The 22,352-nt window shown below is 43.4% G+C and carries 19 protein-coding genes, 6 tRNA genes and 4 rRNA genes; 2 read left to right on the forward strand and 27 right to left on the reverse strand.

All coding sequences use genetic code 11. From position 1 onward, the window contains the following. Positions 1 to 8 precede the first annotated feature (8 nt). The 15 genes from rpsC to EL244_RS17210 form a co-directional block, all read right to left on the reverse strand. Positions 9 to 710 carry a 30S ribosomal protein S3 gene (gene rpsC, locus EL244_RS17140; protein WP_004907131.1) on the reverse strand — a complete coding sequence of 234 codons (702 nt, stop codon included), beginning with the start codon at positions 708 to 710 and terminating at the stop codon, positions 9 to 11. Positions 711 to 727: 17 nt separating this feature from the next. Beyond that, entirely contained in the window at positions 728 to 1,060 is a 333-nt protein-coding gene (rplV, locus tag EL244_RS17145; RefSeq protein WP_006816332.1) for a 50S ribosomal protein L22, read from the reverse strand. 15 nt (positions 1,061 to 1,075) lie between these two features. Then, the gene (rpsS, locus tag EL244_RS17150) at positions 1,076 to 1,354 is read right to left on the reverse strand and encodes a 30S ribosomal protein S19 (RefSeq protein WP_004265426.1); all 279 of its coding nucleotides are present in this window, start codon (positions 1,352 to 1,354) and stop codon (positions 1,076 to 1,078) included. A gap of 14 nt (positions 1,355 to 1,368) precedes the next feature. Then, on the reverse strand, positions 1,369 to 2,193 hold the full coding sequence (gene rplB / locus EL244_RS17155) for a 50S ribosomal protein L2 (RefSeq protein ID WP_006816333.1): 825 nt from the start codon (positions 2,191 to 2,193) through the stop codon (positions 1,369 to 1,371). 19 nt (positions 2,194 to 2,212) lie between these two features. Further along, positions 2,213 to 2,515, reverse strand: coding sequence for a 50S ribosomal protein L23 (gene rplW, locus EL244_RS17160; RefSeq protein WP_006657015.1), 303 nt, complete (start codon positions 2,513 to 2,515; stop codon positions 2,213 to 2,215). Further along, complete coding sequence (gene rplD / locus EL244_RS17165; RefSeq protein ID WP_006816334.1) at positions 2,512 to 3,117, reverse strand: 50S ribosomal protein L4; 606 nt, start codon at positions 3,115 to 3,117, stop codon at positions 2,512 to 2,514. Before rplD ends, rplW begins: the two co-directional genes overlap by 4 nt. 16 nt (positions 3,118 to 3,133) lie before the next feature. After that, positions 3,134 to 3,763 carry a 50S ribosomal protein L3 gene (rplC, locus tag EL244_RS17170; protein WP_006816335.1) on the reverse strand — a complete coding sequence of 210 codons (630 nt, stop codon included), beginning with the start codon at positions 3,761 to 3,763 and terminating at the stop codon, positions 3,134 to 3,136. 32 nt (positions 3,764 to 3,795) lie between these two features. Next, a complete protein-coding gene (gene rpsJ / locus EL244_RS17175; RefSeq protein ID WP_001181005.1) occupies positions 3,796 to 4,107 on the reverse strand; it encodes a 30S ribosomal protein S10 in 312 nt (103 codons plus the stop codon). A gap of 322 nt (positions 4,108 to 4,429) precedes the next feature. Next, positions 4,430 to 4,903, reverse strand: a complete 474-nt coding sequence (gene bfr, locus EL244_RS17180) for a bacterioferritin (RefSeq protein WP_006816336.1) — start codon at positions 4,901 to 4,903, stop codon at positions 4,430 to 4,432. A gap of 122 nt (positions 4,904 to 5,025) precedes the next feature. After that, positions 5,026 to 5,226, reverse strand: coding sequence for a bacterioferritin-associated ferredoxin (gene bfd, locus EL244_RS17185; RefSeq protein WP_112837477.1), 201 nt, complete (start codon positions 5,224 to 5,226; stop codon positions 5,026 to 5,028). A gap of 188 nt (positions 5,227 to 5,414) precedes the next feature. Beyond that, entirely contained in the window at positions 5,415 to 6,599 is a 1,185-nt protein-coding gene (gene tuf / locus EL244_RS17190; RefSeq protein WP_112836004.1) for an elongation factor Tu, read from the reverse strand. Between the two features lie 122 nt (positions 6,600 to 6,721). Further along, a tRNA-Thr gene (locus tag EL244_RS17195) sits at positions 6,722 to 6,797 on the reverse strand. Between the two features lie 6 nt (positions 6,798 to 6,803). Then, a tRNA-Gly gene (locus EL244_RS17200) sits at positions 6,804 to 6,878 on the reverse strand. A gap of 72 nt (positions 6,879 to 6,950) precedes the next feature. Further along, positions 6,951 to 7,035: transfer RNA gene (locus tag EL244_RS17205), tRNA-Tyr, on the reverse strand. 15 nt (positions 7,036 to 7,050) lie between these two features. Further along, positions 7,051 to 7,126, reverse strand: a tRNA-Thr gene (locus tag EL244_RS17210). Between the two features lie 428 nt (positions 7,127 to 7,554). On the opposite strand from EL244_RS17210, the gene coaA reads away from it, so the two are divergent. Next, entirely contained in the window at positions 7,555 to 8,505 is a 951-nt protein-coding gene (gene coaA / locus EL244_RS17220; RefSeq protein ID WP_006816341.1) for a type I pantothenate kinase, read from the forward strand. A gap of 31 nt (positions 8,506 to 8,536) precedes the next feature. On the opposite strand, the gene birA is transcribed toward coaA, so the two are convergent. The 10 genes from birA to btuB form a co-directional block, all read right to left on the reverse strand. Next, on the reverse strand, positions 8,537 to 9,514 hold the full coding sequence (birA, locus tag EL244_RS17225; protein WP_126462506.1) for a bifunctional biotin--[acetyl-CoA-carboxylase] ligase/biotin operon repressor BirA: 978 nt from the start codon (positions 9,512 to 9,514) through the stop codon (positions 8,537 to 8,539). After that, positions 9,511 to 10,545, reverse strand: a complete 1,035-nt coding sequence (murB, locus tag EL244_RS17230; RefSeq protein WP_126462509.1) for a UDP-N-acetylmuramate dehydrogenase — start codon at positions 10,543 to 10,545, stop codon at positions 9,511 to 9,513. Before murB ends, birA begins: the two co-directional genes overlap by 4 nt. Positions 10,546 to 10,719: 174 nt before the next feature. Then, a 5S ribosomal RNA gene (rrf, locus tag EL244_RS17235) occupies positions 10,720 to 10,835 on the reverse strand. A 26-nt stretch (positions 10,836 to 10,861) separates the two neighbouring features. After that, a tRNA-Thr gene (locus tag EL244_RS17240) sits at positions 10,862 to 10,937 on the reverse strand. Between the two features lie 47 nt (positions 10,938 to 10,984). Then, positions 10,985 to 11,100: ribosomal RNA gene (rrf, locus tag EL244_RS17245) — 5S ribosomal RNA — on the reverse strand. Between the two features lie 142 nt (positions 11,101 to 11,242). Next, a 23S ribosomal RNA gene (locus EL244_RS17250) occupies positions 11,243 to 14,151 on the reverse strand. A gap of 357 nt (positions 14,152 to 14,508) precedes the next feature. Further along, positions 14,509 to 14,584: transfer RNA gene (locus EL244_RS17255), tRNA-Glu, on the reverse strand. Positions 14,585 to 14,721: 137 nt separating this feature from the next. After that, a 16S ribosomal RNA gene (locus EL244_RS17260) occupies positions 14,722 to 16,262 on the reverse strand. The 16S, 23S and 5S rRNA genes sit together here with 2 tRNA genes alongside, the layout of an rRNA operon. A gap of 445 nt (positions 16,263 to 16,707) precedes the next feature. Next, entirely contained in the window at positions 16,708 to 17,571 is an 864-nt protein-coding gene (murI, locus tag EL244_RS17265; RefSeq protein ID WP_126462512.1) for a glutamate racemase, read from the reverse strand. Continuing rightward, complete coding sequence (gene btuB / locus EL244_RS17270; protein WP_126462515.1) at positions 17,516 to 19,441, reverse strand: TonB-dependent vitamin B12 receptor BtuB; 1,926 nt, start codon at positions 19,439 to 19,441, stop codon at positions 17,516 to 17,518. The genes murI and btuB overlap by 56 nt, the downstream gene beginning before the upstream one ends. Positions 19,442 to 19,924: 483 nt before the next feature. On the opposite strand from btuB, the gene trmA reads away from it, so the two are divergent. Next, positions 19,925 to 21,022 (forward strand): tRNA (uridine(54)-C5)-methyltransferase TrmA, encoded by a 1,098-nt coding sequence (gene trmA, locus EL244_RS17275; protein WP_126462518.1) that lies wholly within the window; start codon positions 19,925 to 19,927, stop codon positions 21,020 to 21,022. A gap of 71 nt (positions 21,023 to 21,093) precedes the next feature. Here the strand turns inward: trmA and EL244_RS17280 are convergent, their stop codons facing one another. Both EL244_RS17280 and fabR read right to left on the reverse strand, forming a co-directional pair. Next, positions 21,094 to 21,483 (reverse strand): YijD family membrane protein, encoded by a 390-nt coding sequence (locus tag EL244_RS17280; RefSeq protein WP_126462521.1) that lies wholly within the window; start codon positions 21,481 to 21,483, stop codon positions 21,094 to 21,096. Positions 21,484 to 21,496: 13 nt separating this feature from the next. Then, on the reverse strand, positions 21,497 to 22,153 hold the full coding sequence (fabR, locus tag EL244_RS17285) for an HTH-type transcriptional repressor FabR (RefSeq protein ID WP_006816241.1): 657 nt from the start codon (positions 22,151 to 22,153) through the stop codon (positions 21,497 to 21,499). Positions 22,154 to 22,352 lie beyond the last annotated feature (199 nt).

Here is a 22,352-nt window from a genome sequence, read left to right on the forward strand (position 1 = left end):
GACGCTCCTTACTTGCGGCCTTTACGCTGCTGCTTTTTAGGTTGAGCAGCTGGTTTCTCAGCTTGTTCAACCGCAGCCATACCACCCAGAATCTCACCTTTGAAGATCCATACCTTAACGCCGAGAACACCATAAGTGGTGTGCGCTTCTGAAGTGTTGTAATCGATATCAGCACGTAATGTGTGCAGTGGCACACGGCCTTCACGATACCACTCGGTACGAGCGATTTCAGCACCGCCTAAACGGCCACTGACTTCAACTTTAATACCTTTAGCGCCCAGACGCATTGCATTCTGTACAGCACGCTTCATAGCACGACGGAACATAACACGACGTTCCAGCTGAGAAGAGATGCTGTCAGCAACTAATTTTGCGTCCAGTTCTGGTTTACGAACTTCGGCGATATTGATTTGCGCAGGAACACCAGCGATATCCGCTACTGTTTTACGCAGTTTTTCAACGTCTTCACCTTTCTTACCGATAACGATACCTGGGCGAGCAGTGTGAATAGTCACACGGATGCTTTTAGCAGGACGCTCGATTACGATGCGTGAAATTGACGCTTTTGCCAATTCTTTATTCAAGTACTGGCGTACTTTAAAATCGCTGTCTAGGTTGTCAGCGAATTCATTAGTATTCGCATACCAAGTAGAGTTCCAAGGTTTGACAATACCCAGGCGAATACCATTAGGATGTACTTTCTGACCCATTGCTAGTCTCCAGAGTCTCAGCGATCGGACACAACCACAGTGATGTGGCTGGTGCGCTTAAGAATACGATCTGCACGGCCTTTCGCACGCGGCATGATGCGTTTCATAGTTGGACCTTCGTCTACGAAAATTTTCGCAACTTTCAGATCATCAATGTCAGCGCCATCGTTTTGCTCTGCGTTAGCAATTGCAGACTCAAGTACTTTCTTTACTAAACCAGCAGCTTTCTTGTTGGTGTAGGCCAGAATTTCCAGAGCTTGCGACACTTTCTTACCGCGAATCAGGTCGGCAACTAAGCGAACCTTCTGGGCAGAAGAACGAGCGTGGCGATGCATAGCTAAAGTTTCCATCTCTTCCTCCTATCCTTAACGTTTCTTAGCTTTCTTATCTGCCGCATGGCCGCGATAAGTGCGAGTCGGTGCGAATTCACCCAGTTTGTGACCAACCATTTCGTCGGTTACGAATACTGGAACATGCTGACGACCATTATGGACAGCGATGGTCAATCCGATCATATTAGGAAAGATCGTTGAACGACGGGACCAAGTCTTGAGAGGCTTCTTGTCTCCGCTTTCCACCGCTTTCTCTACCTTCTTCAGCAAGTGCAGGTCAATAAAAGGACCTTTCTTGAGAGAACGTGGCATGGCTTATCCTCTAATTATTTTTTAGAACGATGACGTACGATGAATTGATCAGTACGCTTGTTGCTACGAGTTTTCTTACCTTTGGTCTGAACGCCCCATGGTGTTACAGGGTGTTTACCAAAGTTACGGCCTTCACCACCACCATGTGGATGGTCTACTGGGTTCATCGCAGTACCGCGAACGGTAGGACGAATACCACGCCAGCGACTAGCACCAGCTTTACCGAGAACACGTAACATATGTTCAGCGTTACCGACTTCACCTAAGGTTGCACGGCAATCCGCTAAAACTTTACGCATTTCACCAGAACGCAAACGCAGGGTGACATAAGCACCATCACGAGCAACGATCTGAGCGTAAGTACCTGCTGAACGCGCTAACTGTCCACCTTTACCTGGTTTCAGTTCGATATTATGAACTGTAGAACCAACGGGGATGTTGCGCATTGGCAGTGCGTTACCTGCTTTGATTGCTGAATCAACACCAGATTGAATCTGGTCACCAGCTTTCAAGCCTTTTGGTGCAAGAATATAACGACGTTCACCGTCTTTATATAAAACCAGTGCGATGTTCGCAGAACGGTTTGGATCATATTCCAAACGCTCAACAACTGCAGGGATACCATCTTTGTTGCGTTTAAAATCAACTAAACGGTAATGCTGCTTGTGACCACCACCGATATGGCGGGTAGTGATACGACCATTGTTGTTACGACCACCAGACTTGCTCATTTTTTCTAACAGTGGTGCATAAGGTTTTCCCTTATGCAGCTCTGGGTTAACCACTTTAACAACGTGGCGACGGCCCGGAGACGTAGGTTTACATTTAACAACTGCCATTGTTCTTTACTCCTCCGACTTACTCTGCGCCGCTAACGAAGTCCAGATTCTGGCCTTCTTTCAGCGTAACGTAAGCTTTTTTCCAGTCACTACGACGACCAGAACGCTGACCGTGGCGTTTAGTTTTGCCTTTAACCAGCAAAGTGTTAACACCTTCAACTTCAACTTCAAACAGTTTCTGTACAGCAGCTTTGATTTCTGCTTTAGTCGCGTCTTTCGCAACTTTGAGAACGATGGTATTACTTTTTTCCATCGCTGTAGAAGCTTTTTCAGATACATGCGGCGCGCGCAGTACTTGTAGCAGACGTTCTTCACGGATCATGCCAGCATCTCCTCAACTTGCTTCACAGCATCAGCAGTCATAACCACTTTGTCGAAAGCAATCAGGCTAACTGGGTCAATACCAGCTGCATCACGTACGTCAACCTTGTACAGGTTACGTGCTGCTAAAAACAGATTTTCATCTAATTCAGCAGTGATGATCAGTACATCTTCCAGAGCCATATCTTTCAGTTTCTGTGCTAGCAGCTTAGTTTTAGGCGCTTCTACAGAAAACTTCTCGACAACGATCAGACGATCTTGACGTACCAATTCAGATAAGATGCTTTTTAAAGCACCACGGTACATCTTTTTATTAACTTTTTGACTGTGGTCCTGTGGTTTAGCTGCAAAGCTAACACCACCAGAGCGCCAAATTGGGCTCTTGGCTGAACCAGCACGAGCACGACCAGTACCCTTTTGACGCCATGGTTTTTTACCTGAACCAGAAACTTCAGCACGAGTTTTCTGAGCACGAGTACCTTGACGAGCACCAGCTGCATATGCAACCACTACTTGGTGAACAAGCGCTTCATTGAAATCACGCCCGAAGGTAGTTTCGGAAACAGTCAGCGCGCTTTGCGCGTCTTTCATTACCAATTCCATTCCTATCTCCTCGACGTTAAGCCTTGACAGCCGGTTTTACGATCAGGTTGCTACCAGTTGCTCCTGGAACAGCACCTTTGACCAGCAGCAGGTTGCGCTCAGCGTCAACACGTACTACATCTAAGCTTTGAACGGTTACACGCTCATTACCTAGTTGGCCTGCCATTTTCTTGCCTTTGAACACTTTGCCCGGAGTCTGGTTCTGACCGATAGAACCCGGAACACGGTGAGACAAGGAGTTACCGTGAGTAGCATCTTGAGTACGGAAATTCCAGCGCTTAACTGTGCCGGCAAAACCTTTACCTTTAGATGTACCAGTAACGTCGACTTTTTTAACGTCAGCGAAAATTTCAACGCTAATGCTTTCACCTGCTTTAAACTCAGTACCTTCTTCAGTACGGAATTCACGCAGTATACGGCCAGCTTCAACGCCAGCTTTAGCGAAATGACCTGCTTCAGGCTTAGTTACACGGTTAGCTTTTTTGCTACCAGTAGTAACCTGAATTGCATTGTAACCGTCAGTTTCTGCAGTTTTGACCTGAGTAACGCGGTTATTTTCAATTTCGATAACAGTTACGGGAATAGAAACGCCATCTTCAGTGAAGATACGAGTCATACCTACTTTCTTACCGACTAAACCAATCATTGTTTCAACCTCTCAATCGTTCGACGACCTGATTAACCCAGGCTGATCTGCACGTCAACACCGGCAGCCAGATCCAGACGCATCAGAGCATCAACGGTCTTTTCGGTTGGCTCAACGATGTCAACCAGACGCTTGTGAGTGCGAATTTCGTACTGATCACGCGCATCTTTATTAACGTGCGGAGAAATCAGAACGGTAAAACGCTCTTTACGTGTCGGTAGCGGGATAGGACCACGAACTTGCGCACCAGTGCGCTTAGCAGTCTCTACGATTTCCGCAGTTGATTGATCGATTAAACGATGATCAAAAGCTTTAAGGCGGATACGGATTCTTTGGTTCTGCATGAGACCAGAGCTCCAACTATTTTATAAACGTAAATGACTACTCCTCACACCCATTTCGATTGATGGGGGAGTGTAATCGTTCTTGATGTAACTCCCATATCGGAAGTATTGTCTAAATGAGCAACAAATCGTTAACTCAATACTGAGCTTTCAGTCCTAAAGTCTAGGGCCTACTCATCAGTAAGCCCGCGTATTATACGTATTTTATAATGAAACGCAAGTAATCGGAGAAAATATGTGCGAATTTTCTGATGGTCATCCGTAGATAGAAAAAAGGCTCATCTCTGAGCCTTTTTCCATTTATCTGAATATCTGATAACAATTATTCTTCAGTGACTTGAGCTTGGAGATAATTTTGTATACCTAAACGTTTTATTAGTTCCACTTGTGTTTCAATCCAATCTATATGATTTTCTTCATCAGCAAGTATATCTATCATTAAATCACGACTAACATAATCATGAATAGAATCGGCATAGCTAATGGCCTCTTTTAAATTTTTAGCGCCATCAAGTTCAAGTTTTAAATCTGAAGCAAGCATCTCTTCCACATCTTCACCAATATTTAACTTTCCTAGATCTTGAAGATTTGGAATACCTTCAAGAAAAAGGATTCGCTCAATGTATTTATCTGCATGTTTCATTTCATCGATGGATTCGTGATATTCCATCTCATTCAATTTAGTTAGACCCCAATTTTTAAACATACGAGCGTGTAAAAAGTATTGGTTGATTGCAACTAGCTCATTGCCCAATAATTTATTTAAATGGGCTATCATTTTTTTATCGCCTTTCATTTTTATTCTCCATCGCTTCCAGTTCTTTAAGTGTAGTACTGAAATCGATGATTTGAATATTATTTACACAGCAACCGTAGTAAATGCAATTTGATTTAGTTGAAACAGATAATCGGATAGCTCTATGCTACGTGTTCAACACAGAGTTCATTGAGGCGGGTTAATTCTTCTTGTAGAATTTCACAAGTTTGTCGAAGACATTTTCCACATTCTCGACCAACAGGTAAAATTTGGCGTAAACCTTTTAGAGAGGTGACTTGATTTTTTCTCACCGTATTTCTAATTTGTTTATCAGTGATCGCTTCACAAAGGCATACATACATGATCATTTACCTGCATAAATAACATACAGCAAGTTTAAATGAAAATGATTGGCATTTCAATTGGCATTATTAATAAGACTTCTATTCTAAAAAATATAAGTAAAAATAAAAATCAAATACTCAAAAACAAAAAGGACGCCCTAGGACGTCCTTTTTTAGTGGTTCTTTCTTATTCAGAAAGAGCGGTATTATGCAATGATTTTTGCAACAACACCCGCACCTACAGTACGACCACCTTCACGGATTGCGAAACGTAAACCATCATCCATCGCGATTGGGTGAATCAGTGTCACGATCATGTTGATGTTGTCGCCTGGCATTACCATCTCTACGCCTTCTGGCAGTTCGATAGTACCGGTTACGTCAGTTGTACGGAAGTAGAACTGTGGACGGTAGCCTTTGAAGAATGGAGTATGACGACCACCTTCATCTTTGCTCAGAATATAAACTTCTGATTCAAAAGTAGTGTGTGGCTTGATTGAACCTGGTTTAGCCAGTACTTGACCACGTTGAATTTCTTCACGCTTAGTACCACGCAGTAAAACACCAACGTTCTCACCAGCACGACCTTCGTCAAGCAGTTTACGGAACATTTCAACGCCAGTACACGTTGTTTTAACTGTGTCTTGGATACCAACGATTTCAACTTCTTCACCAACTTTAACGATACCACGCTCAACACGGCCTGTTACTACTGTACCACGACCAGAGATTGAGAATACGTCTTCGATTGGCAGCAGGAATGGGCGGTCAATTGCGCGCTCTGGTTCTGGGATGTAGCTGTCCAGGTAACCGGCTAATTCAACAATTTTCGCTTCCCACTCAGGGATACCTTCCAGCGCTTTCAGTGCTGAACCACGAACAACTGGAGTGTCGTCGCCTGGGAAATCGTACTGAGACAGAAGTTCACGAACTTCCATTTCAACTAATTCTAACAGTTCTTCGTCGTCAACCATGTCACATTTGTTCAGGAAAACGATGATGTAAGGAACACCTACTTGGCGACCTAACAGGATGTGCTCACGAGTTTGTGGCATTGGGCCATCAGTCGCAGCAACAACCAGGATTGCACCGTCCATCTGAGCAGCACCAGTGATCATGTTTTTAACATAATCGGCGTGTCCTGGGCAGTCTACGTGTGCGTAGTGGCGAGTAGGAGTATCATATTCTACGTGAGAAGTAGAGATGGTGATACCACGCGCTTTTTCTTCTGGTGCGTTATCGATTTGATCGAATGCACGAGCGTTACCGCCGTAAGTTTTTGCCAGAACAGTAGTGATAGCTGCTGTCAGAGTAGTTTTACCGTGGTCAACGTGGCCGATTGTACCAACGTTAACGTGCGGTTTTGAACGTTCAAATTTTTCTTTAGACATTAGATTGTCCCTCTAAGACACGGAATCGGTGGTTAAACCACATCAACCAAGCATAAATTCGCTTGTATTCTTAACAGGAGAACAGAAGAAACATCAGGAGATAATTGAGAACATAGGGGAAGTGGTGCTGATAGGCAGATTCGAACTGCCGACCTCACCCTTACCAAGGGTGTGCTCTACCAACTGAGCTATATCAGCACATCTTGGAGCGGGCAGCGGGAATCGAACCCGCATCATCAGCTTGGAAGGCTGAGGTAATAGCCATTATACGATGCCCGCAATGAACTCGGCTACCTGAGTTATCAGCTGTTAAACTGGGTTTCCTCAAAGCTTATTAAAGCTTGTTGGAGATGGTGGTGGGAGAAGGATTCGAACCTTCGAAGTCTGTGACGGCAGATTTACAGTCTGCTCCCTTTGGCCGCTTGGGTATCCCACCTATCCAAATTTTTAATGGTGCCGGCACCAAGAGTCGAACTCGGGACCTACTGATTACAAGTCAGTTGCTCTACCAACTGAGCTATGCCGGCATCAAGTGCTGCGCATTCTAGGAAGAGTGAGCGCAGGTTGCAACAAAAAAATTTATTTTTTTGTTCGTTTGCTCATATTTTATTCGCTTTTCGCATTTTTGCTGTTTTTATAACTACTTTAAGATTAAAACATCAGCAGCATTCATTAACTATAATCCATTATGATCTAGCGAGTAAAGAACACTTATTGACCTCATCTTACTTAAATACAGATTTTTTATTCACCATTATGATTTGGTCTTACTTTTTACTAGTATGTTTTTCGAACAATCAATGCTATTTTTCTCGTATACGTCAAAAAAAATTCACATAAAACATAAAAAATCCTACGCCTCCACTTCCTCAATCGCTATGATGCTATCAAATTTTATGGATACGGATGTTTAGGCAACCTGTCCAACCTGCACACAATAGGCAGATGTTGGTTTATGAAACAGAAAGAAAATTTTATCACTACACCATACTTAGAATTTGATAGAGAGCATTGGGCCACATTACGTGATTCGGTTCCTCTGACGCTATCATCTAGTGAGCTTTTTGAATTAAAGGGAATTAATGAAGAGCTCTCAATGGACGATGTCATTGAAATTTATCTACCTCTATCTCGCTTACTTAATTTTTATATAAGCTCTAATTTACGTCGCCAAGCCGTTCTAGAACAATTTTTAGGGACAAATGAAGCTAAAGTTCCTTATATTATCGGTATTGCAGGCAGTGTTGCGGTAGGTAAAAGTACAACAGCACGTTTGCTACAAGCATTATTAACCCGTTGGCCTGAACACAGAAAAGTCGATTTAGTGACTACTGATGGTTTTCTGCATCCCAACCAAGTATTGCGGGATAGGAATATCATGAAGAAAAAAGGTTTCCCACAATCTTACGATATGAGAAAACTTGTTAACTTTGTTTCACAGATAAAATCAGGGGCTCGCAATGTAGCAGCTCCAGTTTATTCACATTTGACCTACGATATTGTGCCTGACCAACAACAAATAGTTGATCAACCAGATATTTTAATTCTTGAAGGATTAAATGTACTACAAAGTGACATGGATTATCCGCAAGATCCTCACCATGTTTTTGTCTCTGACTTTGTAGATTTTTCTATTTATGTCGATGCAGATCCACAATTATTGAAAGAGTGGTATATCGGGCGCTTTTTAAAATTTAGGCAAGGTGCATTTTCTGATCCTGATTCTTACTTCCATAATTATTCTAAACTAAGTGAAGAAGAAGCTATTAATATAGCAAGCTCTATTTGGGATGAAATTAATGGCCTAAACCTTGAAGAGAATATTTTACCTACTAAAGAAAGAGCTAGTTTAATTATGACTAAAGGTAAAAATCATTCTATTCAAAATGTTCGTTTACGAAAATAATTAATAAGGCCGGAATTACCCGGCCTATTTTTTATTTTTCATTTCCTCTTAATGATATTTCACCACCAATATAAGGAATTATTTCACCATTCTCTTTTTGTAACAGCAGTGCGCCCTGCTCATTAATACCTTTTTCTATTCCGGTTATAACGTCATTACCAATCAATAACTTAACGCTTCTCCCTAAGAAATTATCTAGATCAAACCATTTTGCCAAAAACGGTTTCAAACCTTCTTTTTCAAATAAAAGTAGCGATTGCCTTAATGCGTTAATAATATTTCCAGCTAACTTATTTCTTTCAATATTCTCAACTTCATCAGTTAAAGATGACCATGCTTGATTAATTGGCTTTTCTTTTTGAAGTATATTTTCATTCATTCCGATATTAATACCAATACCAATAATAATATGTGCAGCATCACCTGTCTTACCGGTTAATTCAACCAAAATGCCTGCAAGTTTTTTATCATTCATATACAGGTCATTCGGCCATTTTACTTTTACTTTATTGCCACATACCTTATTAAGTGTCTCAGCTATAACAATACCGACCACTAAACTCAAGCCGATCGCAGCCGCTGGGCCTTGTTCTAGCCTCCAGTAAGTCGATAAATAAAGATTACATCCGAATGGTGATATCCATTGTCGTCCTCTACGTCCCCTGCCAGCACTTTGGTATTCTGCCAGACATGTATCTCCCGAATTCAAATTAGGTATACGCTCCAACATATATTGATTTGTAGAATCAATCACTGGCTCAACAATAATCTTTACAGCATCTACATATTTTTCTATATCTGATTTATTCAATAAATTAATTTTATTAGGAACTTGATAGCCTTTGCCAGTAACCGTTTGTATATCTAAACCCCAGGAACGTAATGTTTTAATATGCTTATTGATCGCTGCACGCGTCATTCCTAACCGTTCACCAAGCTGCTCACCTGAATGAATTTTTCCATCTGCTAAGATATCAATGACCTGTAAGGGAATACTTGTTTCTCTCATTTCATATAATCCATCGCATTTACCTCACCTTGTTTACCAATGAATCGGACTTCAGGCTCTAGATAAATATTAAATCGTGCCGCAACTGTTTGACTAATAAATTTTGCCAGATCAACGATATCTTGCCCGGTAGCACCATACTTATTAATTAGTACTAGCGCTTGCTGAGTATGTACAGCAGCACCTCCTAGCTGATGACCTTTCAGTCCACATTGGTCTATTAACCAACCTGCAGCAAGCTTTACTGTGCCATCAGGCTGAATATACTGAGGACAATTAGGATAATTATCTTTAATTTTCTGAGCCAATGCTGTAGATACCAATGGATTTTTAAAAAAGCTACCCGCATTTCCAACAACATTCGGATCAGGTAATTTACTTTTACGAGTTTCACAGACGGATTCAAATACTTGTCGCGGGGTGGCTACCGCCGGATCTAATTTGGATAAATCCCCATAAGCTAACTTGGGAGCCCATTCTTTAGAAAAGATCAAACCAACACTAACAATTACATGAGAATGCTGGTATTCATGCTTAAAGATGCTATCTCGGTAACCAAATCGACATTCATTAGCGAGAATTCGAGTGATTTTTCCAGTAATAAGGGAAAGAATATCCACATATTCACAGATATCTTTTAACTCTAAGCCATAAGCTCCAATATTTTGTATCGGTGCAGAACCCACGCAACCAGGAATCAGCGCTAAATTCTCAGCACCATATATACCTTTATTCAATAAAGTTTCAATCAGCTGATGCCAGTTCTCCCCTGCTTGAGCATGAACATGCCAAGCATCTTGTGACTCACTTATTTCAATACCTTTAATTCTATTAATAATGACCATACCATCAAAGTCTTCGACAAATAGGACATTACTACCACCACCTAATAATAAGACTGGTAATTTATCATTCTTTGCCTGAGTCCATCGCTCATATAGGTCATCGACACTCTGCACAATATGTACAGACAGTGCTTTTGCATCAATAGCAAAACTATTAAATGTTTTAAGTTCGGAGGTCAGGTTCATTGCAGCCTTCAGTACAAATAGGATCTAAGATGTGATAAGTCTATCAGCCAGACCTAGCAGTGAATAGCATGTATGTAGAAATAATGAGGCTAGGGGAAAATTTATTAGCATTAAATAAATTATAAATCGTAGATAGCAAAAAGCCACCCTTATGGGTGGCTTCTTATATTTAAAACCTAGCAGTTCCCTACTCTCACATGGGGAGACCCCACACTACCATCGGCGCTACGGCGTTTCACTTCTGAGTTCGGCATGGGGTCAGGTGGGACCACCGCGCTATTGCCGCTAGGTAAATTCTTTTAAATTTTTATACTTCTGGTGCTGATACCCAGATTCGAACTGGGGACCTCACCCTTACCAAGGGTGTGCTCTACCAACTGAGCCATATCAGCAAATATGGTGCGGTCAGTCAGTACTGACACAACCTTTAAAATTTAATGTCTGGCAGTTCCCTACTCTCACATGGGGAGACCCCACACTACCATCGGCGCTACGGCGTTTCACTTCTGAGTTCGGCATGGGGTCAGGTGGGACCACCGCGCTATTGCCGCCAGACAAATTCTGTTTATTCCCGTTTAAGTCTTTTATCCTTAAACCAGAATATCAATCCTGAACAAGCTGCTGTGTCCTTCACCTTTCGGCTTCTCACTCGCTATTGAAAATCAACTTTATCTCTCTAAAACACCTTCGGTGTTGTCAGGTTAAGCCTCACGGTTCATTAGTATTGGTTAGCTCAACGTATCGCTACGCTTACACACCCAACCTATCAACGTCTTAGTCTTAAACGTTCCTTTAGGACCCTTAAAGGGTCAGGGAAGACTCATCTCAAGGCAAGTTTCCCGCTTAGATGCTTTCAGCGGTTATCTCTTCCGCACTTAGCTACCGGGCAATGCCATTGGCATGACAACCCGAACACCAGTGGTGCGTCCACTCCGGTCCTCTCGTACTAGGAGCAGCCCCTTTCAATCTTCCAACGCCCACGGCAGATAGGGACCGAACTGTCTCACGACGTTCTAAACCCAGCTCGCGTACCACTTTAAACGGCGAACAGCCGTACCCTTGGGACCTACTTCAGCCCCAGGATGTGATGAGCCGACATCGAGGTGCCAAACACCGCCGTCGATATGAACTCTTGGGCGGTATCAGCCTGTTATCCCCGGAGTACCTTTTATCCGTTGAGCGATGGCCCTTCCATTCAGAACCACCGGATCACTAAGACCTACTTTCGTACCTGCTCGAGCTGTCACTCTCGCAGTCAAGCTGGCTTATGCCTTTGCACTAACCGCATGATGTCCGACCATGCTTAGCCAACCTTCGTGCTCCTCCGTTACTCTTTGGGAGGAGACCGCCCCAGTCAAACTACCCACCAGACACTGTCCGCACCCCAGATAATGGGGCCACGTTAGAACATCAAACATTAAAGGGTGGTATTTCAAGGTTGGCTCCACGCAGACTGGCGTCCACGCTTCAAAGCCTCCCACCTATCCTACACATCAAGGCTCAATGTTCAGTGTCAAGCTATAGTAAAGGTTCACGGGGTCTTTCCGTCTTGCCGCGGGTACACTGCATCTTCACAGCGAGTTCAATTTCACTGAGTCTCGGGTGGAGACAGCCTGGCCATCATTACGCCATTCGTGCAGGTCGGAACTTACCCGACAAGGAATTTCGCTACCTTAGGACCGTTATAGTTACGGCCGCCGTTTACTGGGGCTTCGATCAAGAGCTTCTCCTTACGGATAACCCCATCAATTAACCTTCCAGCACCGGGCAGGCGTCACACCGTATACGTCCACTTTCGTGTTTGCACAGTGCTGTGTTTTTAATAAACAGTTGCAGCCAGCTGGTATCTTCGACTGGCTTCAGCTCCATCCGCAAGGGACTTCACCTAATGCCAGCGTGCCTTCTCCCGAAGTTACGGCACCATTTTGCCTAGTTCCTTCACCCGAGTTCTCTCAAGCGCCTGAGTATTCTCTACCTGACCACCTGTGTCGGTTTGGGGTACGATTAATGATAATCTAGAGCTTAGAGGCTTTTCCTGGAAGCGGGGCATGAGCTACTTCGCCACCGTAGTGACTCGTCATCAGACCTCAGTGTATAGTGAACCGGATTTGCCTAATTCACCCACCTACATCCTTAAACCGGGACAACCGTCGCCCGGCCAGCCTAGCCTTCTCCGTCCCCCCATCGCAATTATCACCAGTACGGGAATATTAACCCGTTGCCCATCGACTACGCATTTCTGCCTCGCCTTAGGGGTCGACTCACCCTGCCCCGATTAACGTTGGACAGGAACCCTTGGTCTTCCGGCGTGCGGGTTTTTCACCCGCATTATCGTTACTTATGTCAGCATTCGCACTTCTGATACCTCCAGCATGCCTCACAGCACACCTTCGCAGGCTTACAGAACGCTCCCCTACCCAACAATATTTACATATCGCTGCCGCAGCTTCGGTGCATGGTTTAGCCCCGTTACATCTTCCGCGCAGGCCGACTCGACCAGTGAGCTATTACGCTTTCTTTAAATGATGGCTGCTTCTAAGCCAACATCCTGGCTGTCTGAGCCTTCCCACTTCGTTTCCCACTTAACCATGACTTTGGGACCTTAGCTGGCGGTCTGGGTTGTTTCCCTCTTCACGACGAACGTTAGCACCCGCCGTGTGTCTCCCGTGATAACATTCTTCGGTATTCGTAGTTTGCATCGAGTTGGTAAGTCGGGATGACCCCCTAGTCGAAACAGTGCTCTACCCCCGAAGATGAGTTCACGAGGCGCTACCTAAATAGCTTTCGGGGAGAACCAGCTATCTCCCGGTTTGATTGGCCTTTCACCCCCAGCCACAAGTCATCCGCTAATTTTTCAACATTAGTCGGTTCGGTCCTCCAGTTAGTGTTACCCAACCTTCAACCTGCCCATGGCTAGATCACCGGGTTTCGGGTCTATACCCTGCAACTCATTCGCCCAGTTAAGACTCGGTTTCCCTACGGCTCCCCTATACGGTTAACCTTGCTACAGAATATAAGTCGCTGACCCATTATACAAAAGGTACGCAGTCACCCTGATAAATCAAGGCTCCCACTGCTTGTACGTACACGGTTTCAGGTTCTATTTCACTCCCCTCGCCGGGGTTCTTTTCGCCTTTCCCTCACGGTACTGGTTCACTATCGGTCAATCAGGAGTATTTAGCCTTGGAGGATGGTCCCCCCATATTCAGACAGGATAACACGTGTCCCGCCCTACTCGTCGAGTTCACAACACTAACACCTTCGGATACGGGGCTATCACCCTATACTGCCGGCCTTTCCAGACCGTTCTCCTGATGCTAATGCTGATTAAGACTCTGGGCTGTTCCCCGTTCGCTCGCCGCTACTAGGGGAATCTCGGTTGATTTCTTTTCCTCGAGGTACTGAGATGTTTCAGTTCCCTCGGTTCGCTTCGTTTGACTATGTATTCATCAAACGATAGTGCAACGGATTGCACTGGGTTTCCCCATTCGGATATCGTCGGTTATAACGGTTCATATCACCTTACCGACGCTTTTCGCAGATTAGCACGTCCTTCATCGCCTCTGATTGCCTAGGCATCCACCGTGTACGCTTAGTCGCTTAACCTCACAACCCGAAGGTGTCTTCTTATCAGACGACACGAAACGTCATGGCTGTGCGTGGTGAAGTTCTTCGTTGGGCAGGGTTCGCAATGCTCACGTACTTATGTACGCTGCGCTTGCTGCACGCTGTCCGCCTTGAATTTCACACTGCTCGCTCATGCCACTCGCTTGTGTGTTTGAAAAACACGTTCAAGTTGAGATTTTTTGAGAGACTCTCACATTGTTTAAGCAAAACAATGTGCGTTGTTTTCAATTTTCAGCTTGTTCCAGATTGTTAAAGAGCATAATTGTTAAACCAACTACATCGTAATTGGCTTAATCATTATTGGGGACATCGTCTTTCACTCGATATCGGCGCAATTGGCGTCCCCTAGGGGATTCGAACCCCTGTTACCGCCGTGAAAGGGCGGTGTCCTAGGCCTCTAGACGAAGGGGACACGAAATACTGCACAAATTGCTTTGTTGCATATCTCGTGTAAGACCCACTCTTTCGAATAGCTCTCCCACGTATAGCCTATTGCTCTACTTTCTATCAGACAATCTGTGTGAGCACTTCACAAAAACACTTCAATGGTAAGGAGGTGATCCAACCGCAGGTTCCCCTACGGTTACCTTGTTACGACTTCACCCCAGTCATGAATCACAAAGTGGTAAGCGCCCTCCCGAAGGTTAAGCTACCTACTTCTTTTGCAACCCACTCCCATGGTGTGACGGGCGGTGTGTACAAGGCCCGGGAACGTATTCACCGTAGCATTCTGATCTACGATTACTAGCGATTCCGACTTCATGGAGTCGAGTTGCAGACTCCAATCCGGACTACGACGTACTTTATGAGTTCCGCTTGCTCTCGCGAGGTCGCTTCTCTTTGTATACGCCATTGTAGCACGTGTGTAGCCCTACTCGTAAGGGCCATGATGACTTGACGTCATCCCCACCTTCCTCCGGTTTATCACCGGCAGTCTCCTTTGAGTTCCCACCATTACGTGCTGGCAACAAAGGATAAGGGTTGCGCTCGTTGCGGGACTTAACCCAACATTTCACAACACGAGCTGACGACAGCCATGCAGCACCTGTCTCAGAGTTCCCGAAGGCACTAAAGCATCTCTGCTAAATTCTCTGGATGTCAAGAGTAGGTAAGGTTCTTCGCGTTGCATCGAATTAAACCACATGCTCCACCGCTTGTGCGGGCCCCCGTCAATTCATTTGAGTTTTAACCTTGCGGCCGTACTCCCCAGGCGGTCGATTTAACGCGTTAGCTCCGGAAGCCACTCCTCAAGGGAACAACCTCCAAATCGACATCGTTTACAGCGTGGACTACCAGGGTATCTAATCCTGTTTGCTCCCCACGCTTTCGCACCTGAGCGTCAGTCTTTGTCCAGGGGGCCGCCTTCGCCACCGGTATTCCTCCACATCTCTACGCATTTCACCGCTACACATGGAATTCTACCCCCCTCTACAAGACTCTAGCTGACCAGTCTTAGATGCCATTCCCAGGTTAAGCCCGGGGATTTCACATCTAACTTAATCAACCGCCTGCGTGCGCTTTACGCCCAGTAATTCCGATTAACGCTTGCACCCTCCGTATTACCGCGGCTGCTGGCACGGAGTTAGCCGGTGCTTCTTCTGTTGGTAACGTCAATCGTTGATGATATTAGCATCAACGCCTTCCTCCCAACTGAAAGTACTTTACAACCCTAAGGCCTTCTTCATACACGCGGCATGGCTGCATCAGGCTTGCGCCCATTGTGCAATATTCCCCACTGCTGCCTCCCGTAGGAGTCTGGGCCGTGTCTCAGTCCCAGTGTGGCTGATCATCCTCTCAGACCAGCTAGGGATCGTCGCCTTGGTGAGCCATTACCCCACCAACTAGCTAATCCCATATGGGTTCATCCGATAGCGCAAGGACCGAAGTTCCCCTGCTTTGCTCCTGAGAGATTATGCGGTATTAGCTACCGTTTCCAGTAGTTATCCCCCTCTATCGGGCAGATCCCCATACATTACTCACCCGTCCGCCGCTCGTCAGCGAGAAGCAAGCTTCCCCTGTTACCGCTCGACTTGCATGTGTTAGGCCTGCCGCCAGCGTTCAATCTGAGCCATGATCAAACTCTTCAATTAAAAGTGTCTGATGCTCAAAGAATGTTTACTGTCGTTTGATTTCCGAAGAAACCAAATTACCTATTAGTTCATATATATGAATTAACGTGTTAGTCACTCTTCAAGACTTTAAAATCAAATATTTTTTGATAGTGTCTTGTGAGTGCCCACACAGATTGTCTGATAAATTGTTAAAGAGCGGTGCGACATTTCTTTTGGAAATCGACTCAGTTTTTATCAACTTAGGTCGTTGTCGCGAGGTGGCGTATATTACGCTTTCCTCAGTGAGAGTCAAGCATTTTTTTGCTTAATCTTTTCAGATTCTCTCGCTGCCGGTTCAGTGTCCATCGCGCTTTGCGTTGGCTTGTTCCCGGTCAGTGGATGCGCATTATAGGGAGTCAGAAAAATCTGGCAACCCTTTTTTTAAAGTTTTTTTCTGATTGGTCACACATCCATCAAATTCGACTTAAATAGCTAGTTTTTTCAGCGATTTAAAGCCCTCAGACTCCAAAACTGGACGTAATTCCTGTAAAGCGTCATTTATTAGCATGCAATATGCAAAGTCTTCTTCATTTGAATTAGCGATTTCAGCCTGATTATTGATCAGCCAAACCGTTCTTCTCGCAATGGCAGCTCCTGAATCAATAAATCGAGTGCCGTTTGGAAGTACTTTTTCGAGCTCTTCTACTATAAGAGGGAAATGGGTACATCCAAGGATCACAGTATCAGGCGCTTCTTTCATTTTGATCCACGGTCTTATCGCTTGAGCAACTTCATCTAATGGCAACGTTTCACCATGTAATTTTCTTTCGGCTAACTGCACTAACTCTGCTGAGCCTAATAAAATGACTTTGCAGTCTGTTGCAAAACGCTCTATCAACTCTTTAGTGTATTCTCGATTAACAGTGCCTTTTGTCGCTAATAACCCCACGATACCATTACGAGTTAGTTTGGTTGCGGGCTTAATCGCCGGAACAACCCCAACAATCGGAAATGTAAAGTGCGCGCGGAGGTTAGGTAGGCTCACCGTGCTTGCTGTATTACACGCAATGACGGCGATTGTTAGCGGATGTTTTTTAGCAACGGCATTAACAATTTGATAAACCCGCTCAATAATAAACTCTTCCGTTTTTTCACCATAAGGGAAGGCTTCATTATCAAATGCATATATATAGTGTGCATTTGGGAGCATTTTTTTAACTTCACGGTAGACAGATAACCCGCCCACTCCAGAGTCAAACACCAGAATGGTCGGGCGAACAGATAGGTCGTTCTTAGAAGTTGTAGCTTCCTGTGAGGAAATATTCTCTTCCAGCGGTGCGATAACCATACGCGGTCTCATAGTCTTTATCGAACATATTAGCTATTTTACCACGAATTGTGAGATGTGAAGTGATTGGATATGCAGCAGTGATATCCCAAAGGCTAATACCGCCAAGCTTTAAATGCTTATAGCCCCCATTATCATAATATTCCGTATCATGTCTGGCACCAATGTATTGATACGTTAGACCCATATCAAGTTTTTCAACATTCCAGTCGAGCTGATATTTTATTTGCTGTTGAGCTCGACGTTCTAGCACCTTATTTGTTTCTTTATTTCTAGGATCTATATATTGATATGTTAATTGATGATGGAAAATACCAGTCTCTAACTCTCCAACCCACTCGATTCCTTTAATTTCGGCTTTACCTATATTTTCATACGTATTAAATAGAGAGCCTGATTTATATGCTATCAAGTTATCAATATCATTATGGTAAGCATTCACTTGCCAGAACAATGGGCCTGATATGCCCTCTAAGCCAATTTCCCATTGCTGACTTTCTTCAGGTTTTAAGTTTGGATTTCCTTTCATTTTCCATTCAGGGTTATCTACATATAACTGACCTAAATTAGGTGCTTTATAGGCAGTAGCATAAGAGCCAACAAGTTTATAACCTTCATAAAATTCCCAGCTCAGTCCAGATTGCCATGTCGTATGCCAATCAAATTCTGAATGATGGTCAGCACGTACAGCAGCCTCAGCAATCACTGCATCTATTAATGCATATTGCCCTGTAATATAGATACCCGTGTTGTTGATAGTTTCTGTCTTACTTGTCTTTGTATAACCACCTGGCTCAACACTTTGGCGTTGATAATCAACACCAGCACTGAGATTACCTTTGTCTAATTGGTAGTTATTGCCCCATTGCAGGTTATATTGTTTAGATTCATCCAGATTCGAATACATACCGTATTGGCCATATCTCGGGTCATAGTTATAATCTTTTGAATGGCTATAGCTACCCATTAGTGATGCCGAGTAATTATTTTGATGATACTTAAGGCCTGTCTCATACGTACGACTTGAAAATTTACGAGTATCGACAAGGTACTTCTGCATGTTATTTAAATAATCTGTACTGTAGCTACCATCATAATCTGTGCGGTTATCATATCCATAGCCGCGCGCATATGCGGAAACACTCGAAGAAAATTGATGCTCAATTCCCAACCACAATGTTTTATTAAGAAAACCATCTTTATCTGGCTGAGAATACCCATTGGGATAATTTCCTGTACTTCCTCTCGCCTCTACGTCAAACCCCGTTGTATGTGTATAAGCTGCCGCCCCTGTTACCGTTGTATTCTCACCAATTTTTTGCTGTGTTGAACCGTTATAGTTTTGATATCCATAAGAACCGATACCCGCATTCAATGTTGTCCCATCGTTATCACGACGAGTAATAATATTGATAACACCACCAATAGCATCCGAACCGTAGACCGCAGATCGCGCTCCACGAATATATTCAATACGTTGAACCAACGAAATCGGAATTTGGCTCATATCAGAAGAACCAGAAATTCCCGCTTGATTTAAACGAACACCATCAATCAAGACCAAAACATGACGAGATTCAGTTCCTCTAATAAAGAGGGAACTTAGTTGCCCCATTCCACCACTCTGAGCAACGTCCACGCCCGGTAACCGCCTTAATACATCAATCACTGAATTTGATTGCCAATGATCAATATCTTCACGAGTCACAACGGTAACAGGTGCTAATATAGAAGAAAGAGGTTGTTCGAAACGATTGGCAGATACCACCATTTCATCAGAAGAGTTTGAATTCGCACTTGCCAAAGAGGAAATACCGCACAACACTGTCAGAGTTACCACCGAAAGCGGTAGCGACTTATTATTATTCATTTTTTTATACTCGGAAAATCAATAAAATTAAGATTCCGCGACGTTGAATATAAGGTTCGCGCTAATATTCAACAAAGCGATAAGGAGCGTGGTAGGTATCGGACTTATAAAGTGACAAGTTGAGTTTCTATATATGAAGTAAAAACGATATATAAAATGACAATTTAACCTGTTATATCCCCTAAATAATTCAAGTGACATGTAGGCGGCAAGCGAAGATATCCCTAGGAGCATACTGAAGTATGTGACTAGGGTAGCTGAGCGATGCCAACACCCATGTAGCTTGAAGAATGACGGGGATACCTTAATTACCGTTGCGCGTCAGTTCTGGACTCTCACCAAATTCCCTAAAACCACAGCCAATCATCCTAAGTTGAATAGTTGTCAGTGTCTATGAATCGATAATGAAAACTGGACATCTTCGCCACTTGCCCTACAATTTCGCCCCTGATGTAAATATTGACTGTTTTATGGGGCCATATAATGCAAAACACCTTGCACACCGAAGATTACGAGCTGCAACTTGCAGAAAAAATTAACCGTCTAAAGAGTTTGATGGCCCCTTATGCCGCGCCTGAACCTGAAGTTTTTTCATCTAGTAAATCTCACTACCGCATGCGTGCAGAGTTTAGAATTTGGCATGATGGTGATGATCTCTTCCATATTATGTTTGATAAAGAGACAAAAGAACGTATCCGAATTGAGTCTTTTCCTGTCGCTAGCCAGCTTATCAACGACATGATGGTCGAACTTTTACCTTTACTGAAAAAAAGTGAATTATTGCGTCATAAATTATTTCAGATCGACTATTTATCGACTCTAAGTAATAAACTGATTATTTCCCTGCTTTATCATAAAAAATTAGGGGATGAGTGGATTACTGAAGCTAAGCAATTAAAAGCTGATTTAATCGCAAAAGGTTTTGACGTTCAGGTTATTGGGCGTGCATCAAAAACAAAAATCATGCTAGACCATGATTATGTGGATGAAATTCTGCCTGTAAATGGCAAAGAGATGATTTACCGCCAAGTAGAGAATAGCTTCACGCAGCCTAATGCACAGGTGAATATAAAAATGTTAGAGTGGGCAATTAACGCGACTCAAAACTCTACGGGTGATCTTCTAGAGCTCTATTGTGGAAATGGAAATTTCTCTTTAGCACTAGCTCAAAATTTTAATAAAGTTTTAGCCACTGAAATTGCCAAACCATCAGTGCTGGCCGCCCAGTACAATATTGAAGCAAATAAAATTGATAATGTGCAGATCATCCGAATGTCAGCTGAAGATTTTACTCAAGCGATGAAGGGTGTTCGAGAATTTAGACGGTTAGACGGTATTAATTTGGCAGATTACCAATGTAATACTATTTTTGTGGATCCACCTCGTAGTGGTTTAGATGATAAAACAGTACAGTTAGTACAGGAATATGACCATATTTTATATATTTCCTGTAACCCAGAAACCCTATGTGACAATTTGGCCGAGCTAACCAAAACCCATAAAGTTGAAAAGTTGGCACTGTTTGATCAATTCCCATACACCCATCATATGGAAAGTGGTGTATTACTCACTCGACGTTAAGTCACGTCCATAAAAAAACACCGGATTCTAGCTGAGAATACGGTGTTTTTTATTTCTAACCCACGGAATAATTAGTGGTCAGTTTCTTCTTCTAATTCAATTTGCTGTTGCTCTCTTTTACGAGCTTTCCAACTGGTATACATCCACAGTGCAATAATCACGATAACAGTAGCAGGAATAAAATTAGAACCCACTTCAGGATGTTGGACTCGTAAAATTGCCGCGTAACCAAACATACCTAAAAAAAGGCTACCTACGACAAACTTTGGCAAACCCATCGGCATTGCATGATGTAAATAACGCTGGTGTAAGCAATAAACAGCTAAAATTAAAGTAATAATAGGGAAAATAGAAAATTCAACTGAAGAGTTGAACAACGCAGAGAACGTTCCATGAGTCGATAAGCCAACTACTAGAGACAATAGTAATGTGCTTCTTTCATAATTTTTGTGGTCCGTCATTGTGTCTCCTTTATTATTTGTTTAAATCAGGGTCTGTTTCATTCTGTTTTTCTTGTTCACGGCGATACCAGTAATAAGCGCCTTTAGCTATCATTCGTAGCTGTAATACCAACCGCTCTTCGAGATGACGACGTTTGTCTTCATCAATATCCAGTGCTTCAGCACCCGCACTAAATACAATAGTCACCATCGCCTCGGCTTGCATTTCCGTAAAATAACGGGGCATACGATTTTCTAGTTCAAGATAATCTGCTAATTCTGCAATAAAATGCTGGATTTCTCGCGCCACTGCAGCACGAAACTCAGCAGAGGTTCCTGAACGCTCACGCAATAATAACCTAAACGCATTAGGGTTATTACCAATAAACTCCATAAAAGTGGAGACTGATGTACGGATCACACTCCCGCCTTTTGCGATACGCTGCCGCGCTTGTCGCATTAATTGGCGTAGCATCAGACCGCTTTCATCAACCATGGTCAGCCCGAGTTCATCTACATCTTTGAAATGACGATAAAACGAAGTTGGTGCGATACCTGCCTCACGAGCTACTTCACGTAAGCTGAGACTAGTAAAACTACGCTCTGCACTTAATTGGCTAAATGCCGCTTCGACCAGCGAACGACGAGTTTTTTCTTTTTGTTTTGCTCTAACGCCAATAGTGTTGCTCACGATATTCCTAATTTCTATGCAATTAAACGTCGTTAATATATCAAAATATAACTTTCCAACGCGCCCATACCTTAAGCATACCTGAAATTTATTAATCTAGTTCAATGAAAAAATGACTCTATCTGCAATTTAACTATTTTCAGAATTTCACCCAACTCATTTTTTCTACGCTGTGTCTTTTATCGACTTTTTTTCTATA

It is taken from the genome of Providencia rustigianii, from assembly GCF_900637755.1.
GTDB lineage: Bacteria > Pseudomonadota > Gammaproteobacteria > Enterobacterales > Enterobacteriaceae > Providencia > Providencia rustigianii.

Bases quoted from the DNA above. Each gene is read 5' to 3' on its own strand.
- rpsC (WP_004907131.1), bottom strand. From the start codon at position 710: ATGGGTCAGAAAGTACATCCTAATGGTATTCGCCTGGGTATTGTCAAA.
- rplV (WP_006816332.1), bottom strand. From the start codon at position 1,060: ATGGAAACTTTAGCTATGCATCGCCACGCTCGTTCTTCTGCCCAGAAG.
- rpsS (WP_004265426.1), bottom strand. From the start codon at position 1,354: ATGCCACGTTCTCTCAAGAAAGGTCCTTTTATTGACCTGCACTTGCTG.
- rplB (WP_006816333.1), bottom strand. From the start codon at position 2,193: ATGGCAGTTGTTAAATGTAAACCTACGTCTCCGGGCCGTCGCCACGTT.
- rplW (WP_006657015.1), bottom strand. From the start codon at position 2,515: ATGATCCGTGAAGAACGTCTGCTACAAGTACTGCGCGCGCCGCATGTA.
- rplD (WP_006816334.1), bottom strand. From the start codon at position 3,117: ATGGAATTGGTAATGAAAGACGCGCAAAGCGCGCTGACTGTTTCCGAA.
- rplC (WP_006816335.1), bottom strand. From the start codon at position 3,763: ATGATTGGTTTAGTCGGTAAGAAAGTAGGTATGACTCGTATCTTCACT.
- rpsJ (WP_001181005.1), bottom strand. From the start codon at position 4,107: ATGCAGAACCAAAGAATCCGTATCCGCCTTAAAGCTTTTGATCATCGT.
- bfr (WP_006816336.1), bottom strand. From the start codon at position 4,903: ATGAAAGGCGATAAAAAAATGATAGCCCATTTAAATAAATTATTGGGC.
- bfd (WP_112837477.1), bottom strand. From the start codon at position 5,226: ATGTATGTATGCCTTTGTGAAGCGATCACTGATAAACAAATTAGAAAT.
- tuf (WP_112836004.1), bottom strand. From the start codon at position 6,599: ATGTCTAAAGAAAAATTTGAACGTTCAAAACCGCACGTTAACGTTGGT.
- coaA (WP_006816341.1), top strand. From the start codon at position 7,555: ATGAAACAGAAAGAAAATTTTATCACTACACCATACTTAGAATTTGAT.
- birA (WP_126462506.1), bottom strand. From the start codon at position 9,514: ATGAGAGAAACAAGTATTCCCTTACAGGTCATTGATATCTTAGCAGAT.
- murB (WP_126462509.1), bottom strand. From the start codon at position 10,545: ATGAACCTGACCTCCGAACTTAAAACATTTAATAGTTTTGCTATTGAT.
- murI (WP_126462512.1), bottom strand. From the start codon at position 17,571: ATGGTTATCGCACCGCTGGAAGAGAATATTTCCTCACAGGAAGCTACA.
- btuB (WP_126462515.1), bottom strand. From the start codon at position 19,441: ATGAATAATAATAAGTCGCTACCGCTTTCGGTGGTAACTCTGACAGTG.
- trmA (WP_126462518.1), top strand. From the start codon at position 19,925: ATGCAAAACACCTTGCACACCGAAGATTACGAGCTGCAACTTGCAGAA.
- EL244_RS17280 (WP_126462521.1), bottom strand. From the start codon at position 21,483: ATGACGGACCACAAAAATTATGAAAGAAGCACATTACTATTGTCTCTA.